The organism is Mesorhizobium sp. WSM4307 (assembly GCF_007003945.1).
In the GTDB taxonomy this organism is placed as follows: domain Bacteria; phylum Pseudomonadota; class Alphaproteobacteria; order Rhizobiales; family Rhizobiaceae; genus Mesorhizobium.
In genome coordinates this window covers 197,646-214,183 of sequence record NZ_VFTB01000009.1, presented here as the reverse complement: position 1 = coordinate 214,183, position 16,538 = coordinate 197,646, and the positions used below count along the sequence as shown (strand labels likewise).

Here is a 16,538-nt window from a genome sequence, read left to right as displayed (position 1 = left end):
ACATTGTTTTCGGGGCAGGCGAGGGATGCGGCTTATCGCCGAAAATCTGGGCGGCGAACGCGGCGGCGAGGCGGTTTTTTCCGGCATCGGCTTTGCGCTCGATCAGGGTCAGGCGCTGGTCGTCACCGGGCCGAACGGATCGGGCAAATCGACCTTGCTCCGGATCATCGCCGGGCTGCTGCCGAAGGCCGAAGGCCGGCTGCTGCTCGAGAACGGCGGCGATGACTTTCCGTCGATCGCTTCGGCCTGCCATTATCTCGGACACCAGAACGCGATGAAGACGGCGCTCAGCGTCGTCGAAAACCTGCGCTTCTGGCGCGATTTCAATGGAAGTGGCGATTCGGGCGTCGAAGAGGCGCTGAAGACGGTCGGGCTCGGCGGCATCGGCCATCTGCCGTTCGGCTATCTCTCGACCGGGCAGCGGCGACGCGCCGCGATCGCCAAGCTTTTGGTCAGCCACCGGCCGCTGTGGCTGCTCGACGAGCCGACGGCGGGACTGGACAAGGCGTCGGAGGCGCGGTTCGCGGGGCTGATGATGAAGCATTGCATGGCTGGTGGGATGATCGTCGCGGCGACGCATTTGCCGCTGGGATTGGATGGGGCTAAGGAATTGAGGATGGGGGAAGCCGGTTGATGGCGGTGCGAGGCGCCCCCCTCTGTCCTGCCGGACATCTCCCCCACGAGGGGGGAGATTGGATGGCGCCCAGGCTTTCGCCAATCCCCTCCGTCGCAAAGACAAGCGAGGCGCCGAAGCTGCCAATCTTCCCCCAAGTGGGGGAGAGGGCCGGCAGGCCAGAGGGGGGCGTGACAAAACGCCAACCTCAACAAAGGACCACATCGTAATGTGGTCCCTCTTCGCCCGTGACATCCGCCTCAACATCCGCGCCGGCGGCGGGGCGTTGACCGGCGTCATCTTCTTCCTTGCCGTCATCGCCACCATCCCGTTCGGCGTCGGGCCGGACCTGAAGCTGCTTTCCCGCATCGGCCCGGCGATCCTGTGGATCGGCGCGCTGCTCGCCTGCCTGCTCGGGCTCGACCGGCTGTTCCAGGCCGACCGAGAGGACGGCTCGCTCGATCTGCTGGTGCTCGGCAACGACCGGAACATGCTGGCGCTGACGGTGCTGGTGAAATGCCTGGCGCATTGGGCGGGCAGCGTTCTGCCGCTGGTCGTCGCCGCCCCCTTGCTCGGCCTGTTCATGAACATGGAGCCGCTCGGCATCGGCGCGACGGCGCTGACGCTGCTGGTCGGCACGCCGGCCATCACCTTCATTGGCGCCGCTGGTGCCGCCGTGGCGGTGGCGCTGCCGCGCGGCGGGCTCTTGATCTCGGTGCTGGTGCTGCCGCTGACCATTCCGGTGCTGATCTTCGGCGTTTCGGCGAGCTATGGCGCGACCGCCGATCCCGATCCTTTCCTGCAGCCCTTCCTCATTCTTGCCGCGCTGACGCTGTTTCTTGGTGTTTTGGGGCCGGCCTCGGCAGCGCTGGCGCTGCGCCACGGAACCGATTGAGCGAGGTTCGGCATGGTTTGCGCGACATCAAGGGCGGCGGCGCGGCGGCCACGTATGTTTGAAACCATGGCGCGTTGCGCAGCCATGGGCATGTCGCTAAGGGAAAGCATGATCGAACGAGGCAGACGGCTGGAAAGAGGCACGCCGATGGAGCGGCAGGCATGAGTGCGCACGCCCTCTATGTCACGGCCGCCTATGGCATCACGGCGGTTGCTCTGGCCGGGCTGATCGGCTGGATCCTGCTCGATCAAAAGGGGCGCAAGCGCGATCTTGCCGAGCTGGAAGCAGCCGGCGTGCGGCGGCGTTCCGACAAGGCGGAGGCGGAGAAGTCGTGAGCGGCGAGACCGAAACACCGACGCGCGGCCGCCGCCTGTTCGTCCTGTTGCCGCTGCTGGTCTTCCTCGGCCTTGCGGGCCTGTTTCTGTGGCAGCTGTTGTCGGGACGCGATGTCTCGGAAGTGCCCTCGGCGCTGATCGGGCTGCCGGCGCCGCAGACCAATCTGCCGGCGCTGGAGGGGTCAAACCTGCCGGGCCTCGATTCCAGGGCGTTCGCCGGCAAGGTCACGCTGGTCAACGTGTTCGCGTCATGGTGCGCACCGTGCCGCGAAGAGCACCCGGTGCTTCTGGCGCTGGCGCAGGACAAGCGGTTCACCATGGCGGCGCTGAACTACAAGGACCGGCCGGAAAATGCCCGCCGGTTCCTCGGCGATCTCGGCAATCCGTTCCAAGCCATCGGCGTCGACGAAGCCGGCCGCACGGCGATCGACTGGGGCGTCTACGGCGTGCCGGAAACCTTCGTCATCGGCAAGGACGGCAGAATTGCCTACAAGCATGTCGGCCCGCTGACGGCGGAAGCGGCGCGGGATTTGTTGCTGCCGCAGATCGACAAGGCATTGGCCGCACCGAACTGACGGCGTTCTCTCGCTTCGTCATTCTAGAGCGAAGCGACGCGGCGCAGACCCTGGAATCCATGCCGGGACGTTGGTCAAGGATTCGGATCAGAATAGCCGCGTATAGCGGTAGACAGATATTCCGCACCGCTGCGGCGCTCGAAGATCACGGCATGAATCCTTGGCTCTTTGCTCCGCTTCGCGTCGCTACGCCCAAGCATGACGAACGTGATAGGTCGACCGAATACTCAGCCGTAGATCTGCTTGTGGATCTGGTAGAGCATTTCCGAGCGGTCGGCGCGCATGTCGGCCAGATCGCGGCTGGAGAAGCTGTCGATTTCGGCGACGAGGCGGTTGTAGTGCTTGCGCTTGGCGATGTTGTTGCGAGCGCGGGTCATGAGATCGTTGAAGATCATAGCAAGGGTCCTTCTGTGCCGCATTCTGGCGGCGGTTTCTTCCTCCCTTGGTCAATACGGAACATGACATAGGATTGGTGCGTTGCAAAAAGAAGATGTTGCAATGCACCATTGCACGCAGCGCATAGCCGGTTAATCGGGTCCTAAGGCGTCCTGGTTGGACGATCAGGGCTGGAACCGCCTGGGCGGCGGTTTCCTCGCCGTTTTGTCATACAAATTGCTGAGGCCGCGTCTTGCCAGATCGATCGCGGGCTGGCTTGATCCGGCATCACGTGATGCCGGGAGGAAATGCATGGCGGCCGCAGACTATTACGAAATTCTCGATCCGCGCTTCGCGCGGCTGTTCAACGGCAACGCGCAGGTGGAGAAGCTGTTCACCGGATGCCGCTGGGCGGAAGGGCCGGCCTGGTTCGCCGCCGGGCGCTACGTCGTCTGGTCCGACATCCCGAACAACCGCATGCTGCGCTATGACGAGACCGACGGCAGCGTCAGCGTCTTCCGCCAGCCTTCGGGCAATTCCAACGGCAACACCGTCGACCGGCAGGGCCGGCTGGTCACCTGCGAGCATTCGGGCCGCCGCGTCAGCCGCACCGAGTATGACGGCTCGGTCACCACCATTGCCGCCAAATGGAAGGGCAAGCGGTTGAACTCGCCCAACGACGTGGTGGTGAAGTCCGACGGCTCGATCTGGTTCACCGACCCAAGCTACGGCATCGACACCGACTATGAAGGCGACAAGGCCGAGAGCGAGATCGGCGCCTGCTACGTCTATCGGGTCGACCCCGACAGCGGCGAGATCGAGGCCGTCATCACCGACATGGTGCGGCCCAACGGGCTGGCCTTCTCGCTGGACGAAAGCCTGCTCTATGTCGTCGACACCGGTCGCACGCATGGCGCTGAGAATCCGGCGCATATGCGGGTGTTCAACGTTGGCAAGCACGGCAAGAAGGTTTCCGGCGGCAAAGTCTTCGCCGACTGCACCGCCGGCCTGTTCGACGGCTTCCGGCTCGACGCCGACGGACGCATCTGGACCAGCGCCGCGGACGGCATCCATTGCTACGATCCCGACGGCACGCTGATCGGCAAGGTCAAGGTGCCGGAGGTGACCGCCAATTGCGTGTTCGGTGGCGCCAAGCTGAACTGCCTCTACATCGCCGGCACCACCTCGCTCTATTCGGTGCGGCTGATGGTGAACGGAGCCAAGACCTACTGAAACAGATCGCGGCGCGAGCGCCGGCTCGGGAACGCAACCATCCTGGGGGAGAAAAAATGCCATTCGTCAACATCCGCATCGTCAAGGAAGTGATCGCCGCCGATCCGGCAGGCAAGAAGGCTGACATCGCCAAGAAAGTCACGGCGGCCATCATGGAAGCCACCGGGCTTGGCAATGACGATGTCTGGGTGGTTTTCGAAGAGGTCAACGCCCGCGACTGGTATGTCGGCAAGACCGATGTGGAGACATTGCGGAAGGGGTAGGTCTTGCCTTCTCCCCTTGTGGGAGAAGGTGGCCTCGCGAAGCGAGGTCGGATGAGGGGTGTTGGAAGGATCGCGACTTTGTAAAAGTAAGCGCTTAGAATCCTTCGATCTTTTCAAGCCTCACTCCGCTGGAACACCCCTCATCCGTCTCGGCGCTGCGCGCCGATCCACCTTCTCGCACAGGGGGAGAAGGGAAAGACTGTGCCGCTCAACGCGAGGCGATGAAATCCGCGAAAGCAGATAGTGCATTGCACATTGCCAGCACGTTCACCGGCTCCGCCAGGATGCCGTCCACCTCCGGCGGCTTCTTCCCCAGCAGGGCAATTTCCAGCCCATCCTCATAAAGCGCGAAGGACATAGTCCGCATGATCTCGGCCAAAGCGGCACGGGCGAACAGCGAGCGCGGCGAGGCGTGCACTGGCATGGCGGGCTTGGCGACGGCGGCGTCGCGCGAGACCAGCCAGTCGAGCGCGTTCTTCAGCCCGCCCGGCACGCCATGGGCATATTCGGGACAGGAGACGATGACGCCATCGGCGCCGGTGACGGCGTCGATCAGCTTGGCCGCTTCGCGCGGCGTGCGCTCGCCCTCGTCATCGGGATTGAAGATCGGCAGACGGCCGAGCCCGTCATAGATTGTGACCTGGCAGCCTGCGGGCGCATTGCGCGCCAGTGCCGCGACCAGGGCCGAATTGGTGGAGGCGGCACGCAGGCTGCCGGAGATGGCGAGGAGGTTCAGCACAGGGTGGGGACCGGTTCGGCGCGAATCGCGTCGGGAAAACTACCACATCGTCTGCTTGTATTCCTCGTCGAGCCAGCGGTCGGTCGCCTCGGCCGAATCGGCGACCACCAGCTGGTCGCGCAGGATCTGGCCGAGCGTCGGCAGCGTGGCGCGGTCGTACCAGGTGTCGGGCTTCCACAGATCGGAGCGCATGAAGGCCTTGGCGCAATGCATGTAGGCGGCCTTGACCGTGACCACGATGACGCTTTGCGGCTCCTTGCCATCGACGGCGAGGCGCTCGCGCAAACCGGCATCGACGGTGATGCGGGCATCGCCATTGACGCGCAGCGTCTCGTTCATGCCGGGGATCAGGAAGAGCAGGCCGACCGAGGGATTGCGCAGGATGTTCTCCAGCGTGTCCAGCCGGTTGTTGCCGGGTCGGTCGGGGATGGCGATGGTCCTGTCGTCGAGAATGGCGGCGAAGCCGGGCTTGTCGCCCTTCGGCGTCACATCGGCATTGCCTTGGCCGTCGGACGATCCGATCAGCACGAAGGGGCTTTTGCCGATGAGGGAGCGGCAGTGGCCGTCGAGTGCCTTCAGCTCCTTGCGGATCGAGCCGTCGGTCGGGCGCGGCGTCTTGTAGATCGTCCGCAGCTCTTCACGCGTGGTGACGAATTCCATGGCTCTCCCCCTGTTTGCAGGGCGCTACTTGCCGGCCTTTTCTTCCCCGCCTTCTTTATCGTCCAGCGAATGGCGCAGGATCAGCGGCATCTGGCTGAAGGTGAACAGAAGCGTGATCGGCATGATGCCCCAGACCTTGAAGGTAACCCAGGCATCGGTGGAAAAATTGCGCCACACCACTTCATTGACGATGGCCAGGAACAGGAAGAACAGGCCCCAGCGGAAGGTGAGCTTGCGCCAGCCTTCGGCATCGAGCCTGAAGGCCGAATCGAAGACATAGCCAAGCAGCGACCTGCCGAAGTAGAGGCCGCCAAGCAGCACGCCGCCGAACAGCGTGTTGACGATGGTCGGCTTCATCTTGATGAAGATGTCGTCCTGCAGATAGAGCGTCAGCGCGCCGAAGATGAAGACCACGACGCCCGAGACCATGGGCATGATCGGCAAGGTGCGCGTCAGCAGCCATGAGGCGATCAGCGCGATGGCCGTGGCGGCCATGAACAGGCCGGTGGCGACGAAGATCGGGCCGCCGAATTCGGCCAAAACAGGGAATTTCTGCACCAGCCACTCGCCGCGCGCATTAGCGAAGAAGAAGACCAGCAGCGGTCCTAGCTCCAGCGCCAGCTTGAGCACGGGATTGACGCCTTCCTTCTTCTCTTTCTGCGGGTCGGACGGATCGCGTTCGAGAATGGGTGGGTTCATGATCTTCCTTCTTACGCACGATCCCGTTGAAACGGAATCATGCCGTTACGCCACTCCAGCGATCGCCCTGGCGAATTCGCTTGCGGAGAAAGGTTCGAGGTCGTCGACCTGTTCGCCGACGCCGATGAAATAGACCGGCAGTTTGTGCTTTGCCGCGATCGCCACCAGAATACCGCCGCGCGCCGTGCCGTCCAGCTTGGTCATCACTAGACCGTTGACGCCGGCGATGTTGCGGAAGATCTCGACCTGGTTGAGCGCGTTCTGGCCGGTGGTGGCGTCGACCGTCTGCAGCACGGTGTGCGGCGCTTCCGGATCGAGCTTGCCCAGCACGCGCACGATCTTTTCCAGCTCCGCCATCAGTTCGGTCTTGTTCTGCAGCCGGCCGGCGGTGTCGATGATCAGCACGTCGGAGCCGGCCTCCTTGGCCTTCTCGAAAGCGTCATAGGCAAGGCCGGCCGCATCTGCCCCGAGCTTGGAGGCGATGACGGGCGATTTCGTCCGCTCACCCCAGATCTTCAATTGCTCGATCGCGGCGGCGCGGAACGTGTCGCCGGCGGCGAGCATCACCGACAGGCCGCCATCGGTCAGTTTCGCCGCCAGTTTGCCGATGGTGGTGGTCTTGCCGGTGCCGTTGACGCCGACCACCAGGATGACATGCGGCTTGTGTGAGAGATCGAGCTCCAGCGGCCGGGCGACAGGGGTCAGCACCTTCTCCACCTCGGCCGCCATGACGGTGCGGACATCGGTATCGGAGACGTCCTTGCCGTAGCGGCTGGCGGCCAGCGCGTCGGTGATACGAAGCGCCGTTTCCGTGCCGAGATCGGCGCGGATCAGCACATCTTCCAGGTCCTGCAGCGTGTCCTCGTCCAGCTTGCGCTTGGTGAAGACGCCGGCGATGTTGCCGGTGAGTTCGCGCGAGGAACGGGCAAGTCCGTCCCGCATGCGCTGGAACCAGGAGCGCCGCGGTGCCGGCTCCGGCGCCTTGACCGGCTCGGCCTTCTGCTCGACCTTTTTGGTGACGGTCACCTTGCCGGGAGCGGGTTTCGATTCCGGCTTCGGCTGTGGGACGGGCTGCGGCTCGGGCGCGATCTCGGCAATGACGGGCGGCGTCTCGACGGGCGTGCGCCTTACCTCCCCCTCGATGGGGGAGGTCCCGGGCGCGGCTCGGGGGTGACTGGCGCTGGCGTTGGCGCCATCACCCCGCCCCGCCACTTCGTGGCGACCCTCCCCATCGAGGGGAGGGTGGGGCGCTGGCGTAGCTTCGGCAGCCGTTGGCGGCACTTCAACGGGAGCGGGTGTCTCGGCCGGGATCTCGGCAGGCGGGACCGGCACTTCGATCGGTGCCGGTTCGGGCTGCCTTTCCGGGCGCGGCGGCACAATCTCCGGCTCGGCAGGTGCCGGAGCAGGGACTTCCTGCGGCTGCGGTTCGGGGACGGGCTCCGGAGCGGCGGGGGGAAGCGGAATCTCCTCGGGAGCCGGCGGCTCCGGGGGCTCTGGCGCGGGTGCCGGTTCCTCTTGCGGCGCGGGCTGCGGCAGGGGTTCCGGCTCGGCGGGAACCGTCGGCTCCGGCGTGGGCGGGATGGTAGGAGCGGTCTCGGGTGCCGGTTCTTCAGGTGCGGGCTGAGGTGCCGGCTCTACCTGCCACTCGATGGGGGTCCCAAGCGGAGCTTGGGGGTGACTGGCGTCGGCATTACCCCTCCCCGCCACTTCGTGGCGACCCTCCCCATCGAGGGGAGAGTGGGGCGCCGGCTCCAGCTCATCGCGCTTCAGAAATTCCGGAACAACCTGATCGGCCGCCGGCTTCAGCGCATCGAGCTGGTCCCATTTGATCGGGGGCAGCGGGGCGGTCTCGTCAACACGCTCCTCGACAACCTCTTTCTTGCCGAACGAAAATATCTTCTTGAAAAAACCAGCCATGCTTTGCGTTTCTCAGGCGGCGCGTGCGGCAAGCGGCACTGCGTTGAGCCGGGCGCCATCGTGGCCAGTAATTGTCGCTTCGACGATCTCGCCCGGCGCGCCGGTGCCGAGTGCGGCGAGGGTAAATCCTTCGGTGCGGCCGAGGCCATCGCGCTCGATCAGGATCGACTGGCGCGTTCCCGGCAGCGAGGACAGATGGCGCCGATAGGTGACCTCGCCGGCGGCGCGCAGCTGGGCGGCGCGCTGCTTGACCACCTCGCGGCGGAGCTGCGGCATGCGCGCGGCGGGCGTGCCCTCGCGCGGTGAAAACGGGAAGACATGGAGATGGGTCAGGCCACATTCCTCGACGATTTTTATCGAGTTCTCGAACATGGCGTCGGTCTCGGTCGGGAAGCCGGCGATGATGTCGGCGCCGAAGACGATCGCAGGGCGCAATTTGCGCACATCCTCGCAGAAACGGATCGACTGGTCGCGCAGATGCCTTCGCTTCATGCGCTTCAGGATCATGTCGTCGCCCGATTGCAGCGACAGATGCAGATGCGGCATCAGCCTGGGTTCGGTGGCGATGGCATCGAGCAAATCGTCGTCGGCCTCGATCGAATCGATCGAGGATAGCCGAAGGCGCTTGACGTCGGGCACCTGCTTCAGAATGGTCTTGACCAGTTTGCCGAGCTTGGGCGCGCCCGGCAGATCGGCGCCGAAGCTGGTCATGTCGACGCCGGTCAGCACGATCTCGGCATAACCATTGCCGGCGAGTCGCTTGACCTGCTCGACCACGGCGCCCATCGGCACCGAGCGGGAATTGCCGCGGCCGTAGGGAATGATGCAGAAGGTGCAGCGGTGGTCGCAGCCATTCTGCACCTGGACGAAAGCGCGGGCGCGGCCCTCGATGGCGTCGACCATGTGGCCGGCGGTCTCGCGCACCGAGAAGATGTCGTTGACGCGGGCCTTCTCGGTGTCGTTGACGCCGAAATCCGGCAGCGCACGGTAGGAATGCGCTTTCAACTTCTCCTCATTGCCAAGCACGAGATCGACCTCGTCCATGGCGGCGAATTTTTCAGGCTCGGTCTGGGCGGCGCAGCCGGTGACGATGATGCGCGCCGCAGGGTTGGCGCGGCGCGCCTTGCGGATCGCCTGTTTGGCCTGGCGCACCGCCTCGCCGGTGACGGCGCAGGTGTTGAAGATCACCGCGCCGCCTTGCAGCGCGCCGAGACCGGCGCTTTCGGCCTCGCGCCGCATCACTTCGGACTCATAGGTGTTCAGCCGGCAGCCGAAGGTCACCACGTCAATGCGGCTGGGGGCCTCGGAAAGGGAGCCGTCGAAGTCCGGGCTCCTGGACAGAGCAACCGACATCAGGCCGCGCTTTCGGTGTCGCGGGCCCAGGTGCCGGTCGAAGGGTCGAAGTTGCCGGAAAATTCCCACTCGGCGGCACCGGTCAGGATGACGTGGTCGTCTTCGCGCCATTCGACATGCAGCGTGCCGCCGCCGGGCGTCAAAAGGCTGACGCTGCGGCCGGTGCGCCTGGTGCGGGCCGCGGCCACCACCGATGCGCAGGCGGCGGAGCCGCAGGCCTTGGTCAGGCCGGCGCCGCGTTCCCAGGTGCGGATGATCATGCTCTCGGGCGAGGTCACCTGTGCAATGGTGATGTTGGCGCGCTCGGGAAAGATCGGGTGGTTTTCGAGCAGCGGGCCGAAACGTTCGAGCTCATAGGACCAGACATCGCGGTCGACCCAGAAGATGGCGTGCGGGTTGCCCATCGAGACGGCGGAGGGCGAATGCAGCACCGGCGCGTCGATCGGGCCGATCTGCAATTCGATCATGCGGGTGTCGCGGAACTCCTCGGCCAGCGGAATCTCCTGCCAGCCGAAACGCGGCATGCCCATGTCGACCGAGATCGTGCCGTCGGCATGTTCCCTGGCGTTGAGAATGCCGGCGCGGGTCTCGAAGGTGAAGATCTTCTGGCCGGTCTCGGCGGCGAGCGCCTGGACGACGCAGCGCATGCCGTTGCCGCAGGCCTGCGCACTGGTGCCGTCGGAATTCAGGATGTCGACATAGTAGGCGGTGCCCGGCGTCTTCGCATCATGGATCGCCATGATCTGGTCGAAGCGGGTCGCGGCATCGGCGTTCAGCGCAAGGGCGGCGGCCGCCGTTACCTGATCGGCACGGCCGCGCATATCGGCGACGATGATCTCGTTGCCGATGCCGTTCATCTTGGCGAAAGGGGCAGTGCTTGCCATTGCTCCGCGAAATTCCGTGTCCGTTTGGCGCTATATGGCGGAAACGGGCGGGAATTACCAGTGCGCAGGCGTGTTCAGTCACGGCGAAGACGCCGGGATTAAGTCACGGCAAAGATGCCTAGCACCACCAGCAGGAAGATGATGAGAACGATGCCGATGAGGATGCGCGCGCCTGTGGCGGCGGCTCCAGCCAGCGCCGGCATGCCGAGCAGGCTCGCCGCGGCGGCGATGATGAGCAGGATGATGATCCATCTGATCATGGGAATGCCTCGCAAACCGACAGATTTGTAACCGCATGAAGAACGCGGCAGTCGTGCCTGGGTTCCCGCGGTTTGCGAGGCGATGTCAGTGGAATCTAAAGCGCGTCATGCGACGCGCTTTAGGTCTCTGCTTTATGCATGTCGTTCTCCCAAAACCGAGGTCACTTTTGGGCGACATGCATTAGCCGGCGATCTCGATATCGGTGCTGAACGGCGCCGTCTTGGTCGAATTCTGGTCATGCATGAGGAAGTTGCACTTGTATTTGCCGGGCGGCAGTCCATCGAGGGACAGGTCGAGCTTGAAGAAGAGTTCGCGGTTGTGCGAGCGGGAAGCGACCTGAACGCTGCCGATTTTCTCGAAGGTACCCAGAGCTTCGCCCGAGTCGGAGAGCACGGTGAGGTCGACGGAAAGCGCGATCTGGCTGTTGCCCAGGCCGTCCGACCCATAGCCGTAGCCGACCGGTTCCATATAGAGCACGACCTTCTCGCCTGGCTTGTAGATCTGATTGGCACGCTCGCTGTAGATGCCGAAGCCGCCGGCCGAATCGACCTGTTTGACATTCTGCACGGCGAGCGGCATCGCTTGCCACAAGGCCTCCTCGGCGCCGCGGAATTTCTCCAGCGCGCCGGCTCCGTCGCCTGCCTGCAGCGCCTTTTCGGCCTCAGCGGCGCGATCCGTGATTTCGCCCGCGAAAGCCGCCGGCATCGAGATTGCCAGCACCATCAGCGCTGCAAGCATGGATTTCATCTGCATTCCCCTTTTTCTGCTGGGCGGACCATCGGCGAAAATGATGGTGCCGTAAATGGCCAATGCAGACTTCAACCGTGCTCGATCTCCGGCACGTTCCAGACCTCGCCGGGTTGCAAGGCGCGAAAGCGCTCCGGCGGCAGGCCCTCGGCCTCAAGGGCCTCAGCCAGTTTGCGGACGGGCTCGTCCATCGGTTCGTCGGTGAGCTGGAATGTGCCCCAGTGGCAGCCGGCGGCGAAGGCGGCCTTGCATAGCTTCATGCCTTGCACCGCTTCCTGCGGGTTCTGGTGCTGCGGCGCCATGAACCAGCGTGGCTCATAGGCGCCGATCGGCAGAATGGCGAAGCGGAAGCCGCCATGTTTGTCCGCCATCAGCCGGTAGTTGATGCCGTCATGGAAGCCGGTATCGCCGGCGAAATAGAGTTTGCCGCCCGGCGTCTCGATGACGAAGCCGGCCCACAGTGCCATGCGCCGGTCGCGGGCGCCGCGCGCCGACCAGTGATGCGCCGGCTCGATGTGGACGGCGGTGCGGTCGCCGATGTCGACCCTGTCGCCCCAGTCATGCGCCGCCAGCCGCATGCCGGGAACCACCTCGCCGATCAGCACATCATTGCCGAGCGGCGTCACCACCAGCGGATCGTCTCTTTCCTTCAGCCGCTTCAGCGTGACGAGGTCGAGATGGTCATAATGGTTGTGGCTTACCAGCACGAGGTCGATCGGCGGCAGATCGTCGAAGGCGATGCCTGGCGCATTGACGCGTTTTGGCCCGGCAAAGGAAAACGGCGAGGTGCGTTGCGACCAGACCGGATCGGTGAGGATGTTCAGCCAGGCCGTCTGGATGAGCAAGGTCGAATGGCCGACCATGGTTACAGTAAGGTCGGTGCCTTCGACCATCGCGGCCGGCCTCGCCAGCGGAAAGGGGCTCGGGCTGGTTGCCGGCCATTTCGCACGCTGGCCGTTGAGCTGCCATTTCATGAGATCGGTGAAGCGGCCGGGCATCCGGCCGCCGGGATTGAAGAACAAGATGCCATCGAAATGGTCGCTGGGCGGACCGCTGTAATAGCGGTTGGCGGCTTTCTTTCTCGCGGCCAAGGTATGCTCCAGCGGGGTTCGGCTCCTAGACATAGGCGTTGCGGCGGTTGGCGCAAGCATTTGCAGGCGAATGCGTGGTCGCGGCCGAACTCCACGGACTTAAGCGACGACCGGACTTGGCAGGTCGAGATTGCGATAAATTTGCAACAATCTTGCCGCAAACCCTATTTTAACCATATCGGGTTGAAATTTCGCCACCTTCTCCATCTTGGTGGAGGGTGATATTGCGCGGACGGCTTCCCCCCAGCCGGATCCGACGGAGGTTGTAATGAATTTTTCGAAAAGCGGTCTTGTGGCCGTATCGCTGGCGGCGCTCGTTGCGAGCGGTTGCTCGACCTCGCGCTTCTCGTCGATGGACGACCAGCAACCGGCGCCACTGCAGCCGGCGCCGGCCGGCCAGGTGACCTCCAATCAGCTGCCGCCGCCGGCCTCGCCCGGCACCACCGACCCGTCGAAGTTCCCGACCGCTCCGGGGAACACGCAGGTGGCGTCCTTGCCGCCGGACGGCCAGGCGCCCGCCGGGGCCGCGGATCTCAGCGCGGCAGCCGTCGCCGGCGTCTGGAATGCCAGCGTTTCCGGGCAAAGCTGCAAGATCGCGACGCCGCAGACCAAGTTCGGCGCCGGCTTCCGCGCCGGGCCGCTGCATTGCCCGGCCCCGATCGACGGCATCAAGTCGTGGAACGTCGCCGGCAAGCAGCTGACGCTTTACGATGAGAATGGCGGGTCGCTGGCGCGGCTCTATTCGTCGGGCGGCTCGAAATTCGACGGCCAGACTTCCAACGGTCAACCGATTTCGCTTACAAGGTAAGCCAGGTATGCCGATATTCAGGTGATGCCGGCCTGCGAACGGCGGGTTTCTGCGCTTCCGGTGCTCACGTACTTTAAGTACGCTCCGCTCCGGTTCTCGAAAGCCGCCATTCTCGGTTCGGCCTGACCTGAATCTCGACACACCTAGTTTCCTTGGAGCATTCCTGCTCTGAACAAACGACGTGACCGATGCATCTGCGTGACGGCCTCCAGACCCATGCGACCGTCAGGCAGCGCTACGACCACCTGGTGGAAACCGGCGCGATCGGACGCGATCCTGCGCAGGAGCGGATCGCCGCCGCGCTCGACCGGCTGACCGACGAGATCTCGGCCAAGCGGCTGGCGCACAAGTCCAGCGCGCTGGGCTGGCTGTTTGCCCGCAAGCGCGAGACGCATGAGGCGGTCAAAGGCCTCTACATCCATGGCGGCGTCGGCCGCGGCAAGACCATGCTGATGGACATGTTCTTCGAGCTGCTGCCGGTCCGGCGCAAGCGCCGCGTCCATTTCAACGACTTCATGGCCGATGTGCAGGACCGCATCCAGAAGCACCGCCAGGCGCGCAAGAATGGCGACGTCAAAGAAGACGATCCGATCCCGCCGGTGGCAAAAGCCTTGGCCGAGCAGGCCTGGGTGCTGTGCTTCGACGAATTCTCGGTCACCGACATCGCCGACGCGATGATCCTGTCCAGGCTGTTTTCGGCGCTGTTCGCCAACGGCGTCGTGCTGATCGCCACCTCGAACGTGGCGCCGCAAAATCTTTACCGCGATGGGCTGAACCGCCAGCTGTTCCTGCCGTTCATCGGCATTCTGGAGCGGCACGCGCAGGTGCTGTCGCTCGACACCGACAAGGACTACCGGCTCGAGAAGCTCGCCCGCACGCCGGTCTATGTCACGCCGGCCGATGCGGCGGCCGACCGGACGCTCGACGAGGCCTGGCGGACGATGACGCGCGGCGCGCCGACAGCCGCGACCTCGTTGACGCTGAAGGGCCGCCAGGTTCCGGTGCCGGCCGCCGCCGGCGACGCGGCGCGGTTTTCCTTCGCCGATCTCTGCGAAAAACCGCTCGGCGCGCGCGATTTCCTGGCGATCGCAGGACGTTTCTCGACCGTCTTCATCGACCACGTCCCGGTGCTGGGCGAAGGCAAGCGCAACGAGGCCAAGCGCTTCATCCTGTTGATCGACACGCTCTACGATCATCATGTGCGGCTGGTGGTGAGCGCCGATGCGCCGCCACAAGAGCTTTATGTGGCAAAACGCGGCGTCGAGGTGTTCGAGTTCGAACGCACCGCTTCACGCCTGATCGAGATGCAAAGCCGTGACTGGCTGGAGGACTGGGCGGAGCGGCGGAAGGTGAAGGCGGCGCCGGATGTGCCGCCGGCTCAGGCCCTGCCTTCGTCGCCCTAGGCAGAGGAACGCAAAGCAGGGCGAAGACGCTGGCCGCTAAAGCCTGTACGCATACATGACGAAACTCTCCGCTTCCCCATGCGGCTCCTTGCGCGATTCATAAAGCGCGCGGGCCGGAAGATTGTCGGGTTCGGTGCCGACCCAGGCCTCCTCGCAGCCACTCTCCCTGCCGATCGCGAACATCGCGTCGAGCATTCTGCGCGCGATCCCCTGGCGCTGGAATTCGGGCGATACGCCGACTTCATCTATATAAAGTTCCGCAACTTTGTCGGGATGGCGGTGGATGACGGCGGCGCATTGCCCGACGACCACGCCATTGGCGAGGGCCACGACCATGAAATGGCCGGGTTGGTTGAGATAGGCTGCCAACCGGTCCGGCCTGACAGGCTCGTCGAACACATCCTCGGCGATCCGCATCACAAGGGCGTCATCGCTGGCTTCAAGCCTTACGATCTCCATACTCATTGTGTAGATTTCTCCAAGTCGGCTTACAAACTTTGACGTTTACGTAAATCCCAACCCATCTAACCGATTGAAAATGTTCACTCCAAAATAATCGTTTGAATTTATCTCGCCCGGAGGCTATTGGGTGCGGCGAAATCTCGCGGGTTTCCTCAGCATTCCGGCCTCTTCCTCGGCGCCGTCATCAAGTCGTCAAAGATTTGGGCGCAGTCACAGACAAAGGGAAAACATCCTCACATGGCACGCAACAAGATAGCGCTTATCGGCTCGGGCATGATCGGCGGCACGCTGGCCCACATGATCGGCCTCAAGGACCTCGGCGACGTGGTTCTGTTCGATATTGCCGAGGGTATTCCGCAAGGCAAGGGGCTCGATATCGCGCAGTCGTCGCCTGTCGATGGTTTTGACTCCCGGCTGACCGGCGTCAACGACTATGCCGGCATCGAGGGCGCCGACGTCTGCATCGTCACCGCCGGCGTGCCGCGCAAGCCGGGCATGAGCCGCGACGACCTGCTGGGCATCAACCTCAAGGTCATGGAACAGGTCGGCGCCGGACTGAAGAAGTACGCGCCCAAGGCTTTCGTCATCTGCATCACCAACCCGCTCGACGCCATGGTGTGGGCGCTGCAGAAGTTCTCTGGCCTGCCCAAGACCCATGTCGTCGGCATGGCCGGCGTGCTCGACTCCTCGCGCTTCCGCTATTTCCTGGCCGAGGAATTCAAGGTCTCGGTCGAAGACGTCACCGCCTTCGTGCTTGGCGGCCATGGTGATTCCATGGTGCCGATGATCCGCTATTCGACGGTGTCGGGCATCCCGCTGCCAGACCTCGTCAAGATGGGCTGGACCTCGAAGGAGAAGCTCGACCAGATCGTGCAGCGCACCCGTGACGGCGGCGCCGAGATCGTCGGCCTGCTCAAGACCGGCTCGGCCTACTACGCGCCGGCGGCCTCGGCGATTGCGATGGCCGAAGCCTATCTCAAGGACAAGAAGCGCGTGCTGCCCTGTGCGGCCCACCTCTCCGGCCAGTATGGCGTCAAGGGCACCTATGTCGGCGTTCCCGTGGTGATCGGCGCCGGCGGCGTCGAGCGCATCATCGAGATCGACCTCAACAAGAGCGAACAGAAAATGTTCGACAGTTCGGTGGCGACCGTGCAGGGCCTGACCGAGGCCTGCGTCAAGATCGCGCCGCAGCTCGCCTCGAAGTAAATCCCGCCAAAACGTCCAC

At 64.2% G+C, this 16,538-nt stretch carries 20 protein-coding genes; 9 read left to right on the top strand and 11 right to left on the bottom strand.

The window, feature by feature from the left end:
* Nucleotides 1–25 precede the first annotated feature (25 nt).
* The 4 genes from ccmA to FJV83_RS22875 all read left to right on the top strand — a co-directional run bounded on the left by ccmA (nt 26) and on the right by FJV83_RS22875 (nt 2,418).
* Nucleotides 26–634, top strand: a complete 609-nt coding sequence (gene ccmA, locus FJV83_RS22895) for a heme ABC exporter ATP-binding protein CcmA (protein WP_142886461.1) — start codon at nt 26–28, stop codon at nt 632–634.
* 208 nt (nt 635–842) lie between these two features.
* Nucleotides 843–1,508: a heme exporter protein CcmB gene (gene ccmB / locus FJV83_RS22885; RefSeq protein ID WP_095774818.1), complete on the top strand. Its 666-nt coding sequence runs from the start codon at nt 843–845 to the stop codon at nt 1,506–1,508.
* A 161-nt stretch (nt 1,509–1,669) separates the two neighbouring features.
* Complete coding sequence (gene ccmD, locus FJV83_RS22880) at nt 1,670–1,843, top strand: heme exporter protein CcmD (RefSeq protein WP_095774817.1); 174 nt, start codon at nt 1,670–1,672, stop codon at nt 1,841–1,843.
* Nucleotides 1,840–2,418, top strand: coding sequence for a DsbE family thiol:disulfide interchange protein (locus FJV83_RS22875; protein ID WP_142886462.1), 579 nt, complete (start codon nt 1,840–1,842; stop codon nt 2,416–2,418). Before ccmD ends, FJV83_RS22875 begins: the two co-directional genes overlap by 4 nt.
* A gap of 227 nt (nt 2,419–2,645) precedes the next feature.
* Here FJV83_RS22875 and FJV83_RS22870 read toward each other — a convergent pair whose 3' ends face one another.
* Nucleotides 2,646–2,813, bottom strand: a complete 168-nt coding sequence (locus FJV83_RS22870; protein WP_019862058.1) for a hypothetical protein — start codon at nt 2,811–2,813, stop codon at nt 2,646–2,648.
* Between the two features lie 292 nt (nt 2,814–3,105).
* Here FJV83_RS22870 and FJV83_RS22865 point away from each other — a divergent pair, with 292 nt between their 5' ends.
* Together FJV83_RS22865 and FJV83_RS22860 are read left to right on the top strand one after the other, a co-directional pair.
* The gene (locus tag FJV83_RS22865; protein WP_142886463.1) at nt 3,106–4,026 is read left to right on the top strand and encodes an SMP-30/gluconolactonase/LRE family protein; all 921 of its coding nucleotides are present in this window, start codon (nt 3,106–3,108) and stop codon (nt 4,024–4,026) included.
* A gap of 56 nt (nt 4,027–4,082) precedes the next feature.
* Nucleotides 4,083–4,289 carry a 4-oxalocrotonate tautomerase family protein gene (locus FJV83_RS22860; protein WP_010912352.1) on the top strand — a complete coding sequence of 69 codons (207 nt, stop codon included), beginning with the start codon at nt 4,083–4,085 and terminating at the stop codon, nt 4,287–4,289.
* Between the two features lie 208 nt (nt 4,290–4,497).
* Here the strand turns inward: FJV83_RS22860 and FJV83_RS22855 are convergent, their stop codons facing one another.
* The 9 genes from FJV83_RS22855 to FJV83_RS22815 form a co-directional block, all read right to left on the bottom strand.
* Entirely contained in the window at nt 4,498–5,028 is a 531-nt protein-coding gene (locus FJV83_RS22855; RefSeq protein ID WP_095774814.1) for an NADPH-dependent FMN reductase, read from the bottom strand.
* A 39-nt stretch (nt 5,029–5,067) separates the two neighbouring features.
* Entirely contained in the window at nt 5,068–5,688 is a 621-nt protein-coding gene (locus FJV83_RS22850) for a pyridoxamine 5'-phosphate oxidase family protein (RefSeq protein ID WP_142886464.1), read from the bottom strand.
* A 24-nt stretch (nt 5,689–5,712) separates the two neighbouring features.
* The gene (locus FJV83_RS22845; RefSeq protein ID WP_095774812.1) at nt 5,713–6,387 is read right to left on the bottom strand and encodes a septation protein A; all 675 of its coding nucleotides are present in this window, start codon (nt 6,385–6,387) and stop codon (nt 5,713–5,715) included.
* A 45-nt stretch (nt 6,388–6,432) separates the two neighbouring features.
* Complete coding sequence (gene ftsY, locus FJV83_RS22840) at nt 6,433–8,304, bottom strand: signal recognition particle-docking protein FtsY (protein WP_142886465.1); 1,872 nt, start codon at nt 8,302–8,304, stop codon at nt 6,433–6,435.
* 12 nt (nt 8,305–8,316) lie between these two features.
* Nucleotides 8,317–9,657 (bottom strand): tRNA (N(6)-L-threonylcarbamoyladenosine(37)-C(2))-methylthiotransferase MtaB, encoded by a 1,341-nt coding sequence (gene mtaB / locus FJV83_RS22835; protein ID WP_185973424.1) that lies wholly within the window; start codon nt 9,655–9,657, stop codon nt 8,317–8,319.
* Entirely contained in the window at nt 9,657–10,541 is an 885-nt protein-coding gene (gene dapF, locus FJV83_RS22830; RefSeq protein WP_142886466.1) for a diaminopimelate epimerase, read from the bottom strand. Before dapF ends, mtaB begins: the two co-directional genes overlap by 1 nt.
* A gap of 98 nt (nt 10,542–10,639) precedes the next feature.
* Entirely contained in the window at nt 10,640–10,801 is a 162-nt protein-coding gene (locus tag FJV83_RS22825) for a DUF1328 family protein (RefSeq protein ID WP_095774809.1), read from the bottom strand.
* A 181-nt stretch (nt 10,802–10,982) separates the two neighbouring features.
* Nucleotides 10,983–11,549 carry a hypothetical protein gene (locus tag FJV83_RS22820; protein WP_179296519.1) on the bottom strand — a complete coding sequence of 189 codons (567 nt, stop codon included), beginning with the start codon at nt 11,547–11,549 and terminating at the stop codon, nt 10,983–10,985.
* A gap of 71 nt (nt 11,550–11,620) precedes the next feature.
* On the bottom strand, nt 11,621–12,673 hold the full coding sequence (locus tag FJV83_RS22815) for an MBL fold metallo-hydrolase (protein ID WP_185973425.1): 1,053 nt from the start codon (nt 12,671–12,673) through the stop codon (nt 11,621–11,623).
* Nucleotides 12,674–12,908: 235 nt separating this feature from the next.
* Between FJV83_RS22815 and FJV83_RS22810 the strand changes: the two genes are divergently transcribed.
* Both FJV83_RS22810 and zapE read left to right on the top strand, forming a co-directional pair.
* Nucleotides 12,909–13,448, top strand: coding sequence for an AprI/Inh family metalloprotease inhibitor (locus tag FJV83_RS22810; RefSeq protein WP_095774807.1), 540 nt, complete (start codon nt 12,909–12,911; stop codon nt 13,446–13,448).
* Between the two features lie 188 nt (nt 13,449–13,636).
* Nucleotides 13,637–14,851 carry a cell division protein ZapE gene (gene zapE / locus FJV83_RS22805; protein WP_142886468.1) on the top strand — a complete coding sequence of 405 codons (1,215 nt, stop codon included), beginning with the start codon at nt 13,637–13,639 and terminating at the stop codon, nt 14,849–14,851.
* Between the two features lie 36 nt (nt 14,852–14,887).
* On the opposite strand, the gene FJV83_RS22800 is transcribed toward zapE, so the two are convergent.
* On the bottom strand, nt 14,888–15,316 hold the full coding sequence (locus tag FJV83_RS22800) for a GNAT family N-acetyltransferase (protein ID WP_142886469.1): 429 nt from the start codon (nt 15,314–15,316) through the stop codon (nt 14,888–14,890).
* Between the two features lie 234 nt (nt 15,317–15,550).
* Here FJV83_RS22800 and mdh point away from each other — a divergent pair, with 234 nt between their 5' ends.
* Entirely contained in the window at nt 15,551–16,519 is a 969-nt protein-coding gene (gene mdh, locus FJV83_RS22795) for a malate dehydrogenase (RefSeq protein WP_142877731.1), read from the top strand.
* Nucleotides 16,520–16,538 lie beyond the last annotated feature (19 nt).

Bases quoted from the DNA above. Each gene is read 5' to 3' on its own strand.
- FJV83_RS22820 (WP_179296519.1), bottom strand. From the start codon at position 11,549: ATGAAATCCATGCTTGCAGCGCTGATGGTGCTGGCAATCTCGATGCCG.
- FJV83_RS22810 (WP_095774807.1), top strand. From the start codon at position 12,909: ATGAATTTTTCGAAAAGCGGTCTTGTGGCCGTATCGCTGGCGGCGCTC.
- FJV83_RS22845 (WP_095774812.1), bottom strand. From the start codon at position 6,387: ATGAACCCACCCATTCTCGAACGCGATCCGTCCGACCCGCAGAAAGAG.
- ftsY (WP_142886465.1), bottom strand. From the start codon at position 8,304: ATGGCTGGTTTTTTCAAGAAGATATTTTCGTTCGGCAAGAAAGAGGTT.
- FJV83_RS22815 (WP_185973425.1), bottom strand. From the start codon at position 12,673: ATGTCTAGGAGCCGAACCCCGCTGGAGCATACCTTGGCCGCGAGAAAG.
- zapE (WP_142886468.1), top strand. From the start codon at position 13,637: ATGCATCTGCGTGACGGCCTCCAGACCCATGCGACCGTCAGGCAGCGC.
- FJV83_RS22800 (WP_142886469.1), bottom strand. From the start codon at position 15,316: ATGAGTATGGAGATCGTAAGGCTTGAAGCCAGCGATGACGCCCTTGTG.
- ccmD (WP_095774817.1), top strand. From the start codon at position 1,670: ATGAGTGCGCACGCCCTCTATGTCACGGCCGCCTATGGCATCACGGCG.
- ccmA (WP_142886461.1), top strand. From the start codon at position 26: ATGCGGCTTATCGCCGAAAATCTGGGCGGCGAACGCGGCGGCGAGGCG.
- ccmB (WP_095774818.1), top strand. From the start codon at position 843: ATGTGGTCCCTCTTCGCCCGTGACATCCGCCTCAACATCCGCGCCGGC.
- FJV83_RS22860 (WP_010912352.1), top strand. From the start codon at position 4,083: ATGCCATTCGTCAACATCCGCATCGTCAAGGAAGTGATCGCCGCCGAT.
- mdh (WP_142877731.1), top strand. From the start codon at position 15,551: ATGGCACGCAACAAGATAGCGCTTATCGGCTCGGGCATGATCGGCGGC.
- FJV83_RS22825 (WP_095774809.1), bottom strand. From the start codon at position 10,801: ATGATCAGATGGATCATCATCCTGCTCATCATCGCCGCCGCGGCGAGC.
- FJV83_RS22865 (WP_142886463.1), top strand. From the start codon at position 3,106: ATGGCGGCCGCAGACTATTACGAAATTCTCGATCCGCGCTTCGCGCGG.
- mtaB (WP_185973424.1), bottom strand. From the start codon at position 9,657: ATGTCGGTTGCTCTGTCCAGGAGCCCGGACTTCGACGGCTCCCTTTCC.
- FJV83_RS22850 (WP_142886464.1), bottom strand. From the start codon at position 5,688: ATGGAATTCGTCACCACGCGTGAAGAGCTGCGGACGATCTACAAGACG.
- FJV83_RS22870 (WP_019862058.1), bottom strand. From the start codon at position 2,813: ATGATCTTCAACGATCTCATGACCCGCGCTCGCAACAACATCGCCAAG.
- dapF (WP_142886466.1), bottom strand. From the start codon at position 10,541: ATGGCAAGCACTGCCCCTTTCGCCAAGATGAACGGCATCGGCAACGAG.